4 protein-coding genes and 10 tRNA genes are annotated in these 4,231 nt (G+C 36.9%); 13 read left to right on the top strand and 1 reads right to left on the bottom strand.

What is annotated here, in order from left to right:
- Window positions 1-40: 40 nt before the first annotated feature.
- The 13 genes from KJS58_RS24580 to KJS58_RS24640 all read left to right on the top strand — a co-directional run bounded on the left by KJS58_RS24580 (window position 41) and on the right by KJS58_RS24640 (window position 4,160).
- Window positions 41-126 (top strand) — tRNA-Tyr (locus KJS58_RS24580).
- Between the two features lie 18 nt (window positions 127-144).
- Window positions 145-220, top strand: a tRNA-His gene (locus KJS58_RS24585).
- A 19-nt stretch (window positions 221-239) separates the two neighbouring features.
- A tRNA-Gln gene (locus KJS58_RS24590) sits at window positions 240-314 on the top strand.
- Window positions 315-323: 9 nt separating this feature from the next.
- A tRNA-Lys gene (locus tag KJS58_RS24595) sits at window positions 324-399 on the top strand.
- Between the two features lie 10 nt (window positions 400-409).
- Window positions 410-490: transfer RNA gene (locus KJS58_RS24600), tRNA-Leu, on the top strand.
- Window positions 491-500: 10 nt separating this feature from the next.
- Window positions 501-572 (top strand) — tRNA-Gly (locus tag KJS58_RS24605).
- 12 nt (window positions 573-584) lie between these two features.
- Window positions 585-661: transfer RNA gene (locus KJS58_RS24610), tRNA-Arg, on the top strand.
- Window positions 662-691: 30 nt separating this feature from the next.
- A tRNA-Leu gene (locus KJS58_RS24615) sits at window positions 692-771 on the top strand.
- A gap of 10 nt (window positions 772-781) precedes the next feature.
- Window positions 782-855 (top strand) — tRNA-Pro (locus tag KJS58_RS24620).
- A 9-nt stretch (window positions 856-864) separates the two neighbouring features.
- Window positions 865-935, top strand: a tRNA-Gly gene (locus KJS58_RS24625).
- Between the two features lie 115 nt (window positions 936-1,050).
- Window positions 1,051-2,583: an Imm26 family immunity protein gene (locus KJS58_RS24630; RefSeq protein WP_213536313.1), complete on the top strand. Its 1,533-nt coding sequence runs from the start codon at window positions 1,051-1,053 to the stop codon at window positions 2,581-2,583.
- 428 nt (window positions 2,584-3,011) lie between these two features.
- Complete coding sequence (locus KJS58_RS24635) at window positions 3,012-3,593, top strand: hypothetical protein (protein ID WP_213536321.1); 582 nt, start codon at window positions 3,012-3,014, stop codon at window positions 3,591-3,593.
- A 264-nt stretch (window positions 3,594-3,857) separates the two neighbouring features.
- Window positions 3,858-4,160 (top strand): hypothetical protein, encoded by a 303-nt coding sequence (locus tag KJS58_RS24640; RefSeq protein WP_213536323.1) that lies wholly within the window; start codon window positions 3,858-3,860, stop codon window positions 4,158-4,160.
- Here KJS58_RS24640 and KJS58_RS24645 read toward each other — a convergent pair.
- The gene (locus tag KJS58_RS24645; RefSeq protein WP_374705819.1) at window positions 4,124-4,216 is read right to left on the bottom strand and encodes an IS3 family transposase; all 93 of its coding nucleotides are present in this window, start codon (window positions 4,214-4,216) and stop codon (window positions 4,124-4,126) included. The genes KJS58_RS24640 and KJS58_RS24645 overlap by 37 nt on opposite strands.
- Window positions 4,217-4,231 lie beyond the last annotated feature (15 nt).

Raw genomic sequence — 4,231 nt, forward strand, 5'->3', positions numbered from 1 at the left:
GTTGGGGGTTCAAGTCCTCTCGCCGGCACCAGTTTCATATGGAGGATTAGCGAAGTGGCCAAACGCATCAGACTGTAAATCTGCTCCCTTACGGGTTCGGTGGTTCGAATCCATCATCCTCCACCAGATTTATTTTAAATTTTGGCGGTCGTGGCGAAGGGGTTAACGCACCGGTCTGTGGCTCCGGCATTCGTGGGTTCAAGTCCCATCGATCGCCCCATTTTAAACCTTATCACTGTTGGGGATTAGCCAAGCGGTAAGGCAACGGACTTTGACTCCGTCATGCATAGGTTCAAATCCTATATCCCCAGCCATTTTAGTACGAGCCATTAGCTCAGTTGGTAGAGCACCTGACTTTTAATCAGGGTGTCGAAGGTTCGAGCCCTTCATGGCTCACCATTATTTATATGCGCGTGTGGCGGAATTGGCAGACGCACTAGACTTAGGATCTAGCGTCTTTGACGTGGGGGTTCGAGTCCCTTCACGCGCATCCTTTAATTGCGGACGTGGCTCAGCGGTAGAGCATCGCCTTGCCAAGGCGAGGGTCGCGGGTTCGATTCCCGTCGTCCGCTTTTATATTTTTTGCGCCCTTAGCTCAGCTGGATAGAGCGTTTGACTACGAATCAAAAGGCCGGGAGTTCGAATCTCTCAGGGCGCGCCATTATATTTTTAGATAAGAAACAAGAAATAAGCCGGTGTGGCGGAATTGGCAGACGCGCGCGACTCAAAATCGTGAGGGAAACCGTGGGGGTTCGAGTCCCTTCACCGGCATAATATATTACGGGATGTAGCTCAGCTTGGTAGAGCACCTGGTTTGGGACCAGGGGGTCGCATGTTCAAATCGTGTCATCCCGATATTTATACGCGGGTGTAGTTCAATGGTAGAACTTCAGCCTTCCAAGCTGATAGCGTGGGTTCGATTCCCATCACCCGCTTCATAGTAAACCTCTTCGCGAAAGCGAAGGGGTTTTTTTGCTAGAAAATGCGCGAAATCAAATTCACGAAAAAAATGAAGCAAACATGGGATTAAAAGATAATGGAGAATGAATCATGAGGAAAAAGAAAGTGAATATTGGTGATATTTTTACTATTTCACTAGATGAAAATCGTTACGGGTATGGACAAGTAGTTGAGATTGGAGAAATGTATGACATTCTAATTGCCTTCGATTTTATCAGTCGCGATAAAATATTAGATGTGCAAGAAATCTTAAGTAAGGACATCGTGTTTCTTTTAAGGACAACCATTGTAAACATAGATGATGGTTATTGGGATGTTATCGGAAATGCAGATTTACCTACAGACTTAAATATTCCTAAGTACTATATTCGAGATGGATTAGATGATTTTGAGGTAGTTACTGCGAGTGAGCATTTTGTTCGTATAGCTACAAAAGAAGATTTGAATAAGTATTCAGAGAACATCGCATACTCCGCAGGATATCTGGAAGATGCCCTGAATGCCATATTAGATACACAAAATTGGAAAACGTTATTCAAGGAAATAATATATAAGCCTATAAAAGATGATTATTACCCAAATTTCGCGTCTTTACCTAACAAAAAAGTAAACATGTTTAGCGAATTTTCCAGAGGTAGGCTTGAAATCATTAATAAACTGTCAGAAGAAGAAGTGTACAAGCTACTGGCTTATAAAGATTTAGAGATTATCCAGTTCTCAAATCCAGTTGATCATTACACATTAGAATTATTAAATAATATATTATTCTCTGAAAGAGATGATGTTGAACTCCGGATTTATGGAGATTATAACAGTGATTTAAGCTTTCTTTCTATAATGCACAATGTGAGTCGCTTAACTTTAGATTGTATAGTGAGCGAGGTAACGAATTTAGATACGATTACCCAGCTTAATAAATTGAAAGAACTACATATCGGTATTTTCAACTTGGATAGCTTTGAAATATTAAACCGTGTAACTGACAGCTTGGAGTCTATTACTTTAGGTCAGACGAAATCTAAAAAACCTGATCTATCAGTTCTTGAACGGTTCAGTAAATTGAAAAAAATATATATCGAAGGACATACCAAAAACATTGGTGTAATCAGTAGTCTTAATCATCTTGAGAATGTTACGTTGAGGTCGATAACAACAAAAAATATAGAGTTTCTAACATCTCTGAAAAAATTGTCTTCACTTGATATTAAGCTTGGTGGGATAAAAGATTTTTCTGCTATCGAAGGAATGGAAAATATCAAGCACCTGGAGCTATGGCTGATTCGTGGTCTTAAGGATCTATCGTTTATTTCTAGTTTAACCGGACTGCAATCCTTGTTCCTTCAATCACTCAAAAATGTTGAAGTACTACCAGCGTTAAAAGGGTTGTCTCAATTGAAGAAAATAAACATTGAAGACATGAAAGGGCTTAAGGATATCAGTAGTTTAGGAGAAGCCCCTGCACTAGCTGAATTCATACATTCGTCGGCAATGAATATGGATATTGATGATTATATCCCGTTATTAAAAAATCATTATGTAAAAAGAGTTTCTGTTGGGTTTGGTAGTGTTAAACGGAATAAAGCATTTGAAACATTGTTAAAAAGTTATGGTAAAAAAGAATGAAGGTATCATCTTTATTATCTCTGTCTAGAGAAAGAGCAGTCCGAATCAATGTCCGGCTGCTTTTTTTAGGTTTTTCAAACCTATATATGGTAAAATGAGGGTGTGTTTTGGATTTTAGGAGTGAGGTAACCATGAAAGGTCAAAGGGGAGAGAGCTTTGGCATAATTCGGATCTCGTATATTCTAGGAATCATTGTATTATTGTCGATAATGTTTTTACCTATTGTATTTAGCATTACGTTTTCAATATTATCTATAATCGCAAGTTTTATAGCAGTTATTTTTTATAAGAATCGAAGGGCTGTTAATGTGCTCGTATTTAATGTAGTCGTGTTTTTTGTATTTGTTGTAGGGCTGTATTTTCTTTTTTCGAGCTTTGTCATTTTGGAATAGTGATTTTCTAATGAAGTGAGAAAGTAGGGGAATCTGATGAGGAAATTATTGATCGTAGCTATTTGTAGCTTTACGCTGCTTACAGCTTGTTCTCAAAAAGATGATTCATTAGAAGGGTATGAAAGTAAGCTTGAAGAAGAAAAAACAAAATTTACGGAAACATTAAATGAAAAAGAAAAAAAGATAGAAGAATTAAATCAAACGATCCAGCAGCTGAATACACAGATTGATAATTATAATACAGAAAAAGAAAACTATGCTTTTATAAGTAATATTTCAATGGAATTTGTTCAAGCTCACACAACAGGAGATAAAGATAAACTTCGCCAATTGTTATCAGACGACATCTTGCTTGAAGAAAAAGATAACAAGTTATACGCCAAAAACGCTCAGGGTTATGAATGGCTCTTATTTAATAATGAAAAAAAGACTCAATTCGATGATTGGGTAATCCAGGGGTATGAATATGATCGTGAATCAAATACATATCATATCTTTATAAGAGAATTCTACATCAGCTTAAATGGTGAACCTGAAAGTCCTCCAACATTCCTATATTTAAGTTTTATAAAGGTTAACGAGGAGTGGAAGATTCATAGTTTAGAATTTGATGTATAAGAATTAATGGTGTGCTTATTCATTTGAACAAACGTGCAAAAAAGACCTTGTTAAGGTCTTTTTTATTTATTATTAGTATCTATCTATATCTAATTTCTATCGAAAGAGTGAACTTGAGTAGTGGACTAGTCTAGTATCTATCTTTTGGTGAAAGTTATTGAATTTGATATCTTTTAAAATTTTTATGTTATTTTAATGTTTTGTTTCATAAAACCTTTATATTTAATAGAGTAAGAAGGAAACCGCGAAGGGAGATTTTAAAAATTGGATAATAAGCCATTACAAAACGATAATGAAGAAGAAAAGAAAGATTCTTTAACTGAAGAGCAGGAAACAGCACAGCAAGAAACATCTCCAGAGACAGTAGTACAAGAGGAAAATGCGGAGAAGTTAGCAGATGATAATTCTGAGGTTACTACAAAAGGGAAGAGCAGCTTAGTATGGATGATTGTATCAGGAGTTCTTGCTGTAATTCTTATTATCGTACTGATCAAGCCTCCGTTTGGAGGAGATGGACTGTCAACATTAAATCAGACAACTTTTTTAAGGGATGCAGCTTTGTACTGAATTGGGGTCATGTATCCTAAAGTGCCATGAATGCGATGCTTGTTGAACCAATTCACATAATCATATAGTTC

Origin of the sequence: Paenibacillus sp. J45TS6, from assembly GCF_018403285.1 — a bacterium.
GTDB lineage: Bacteria > Bacillota > Bacilli > Paenibacillales > Paenibacillaceae > Paenibacillus.

Bases quoted from the DNA above. Each gene is read 5' to 3' on its own strand.
- KJS58_RS24630 (WP_213536313.1), top strand. From the start codon at position 1,051: ATGAGGAAAAAGAAAGTGAATATTGGTGATATTTTTACTATTTCACTA.
- KJS58_RS24635 (WP_213536321.1), top strand. From the start codon at position 3,012: ATGAGGAAATTATTGATCGTAGCTATTTGTAGCTTTACGCTGCTTACA.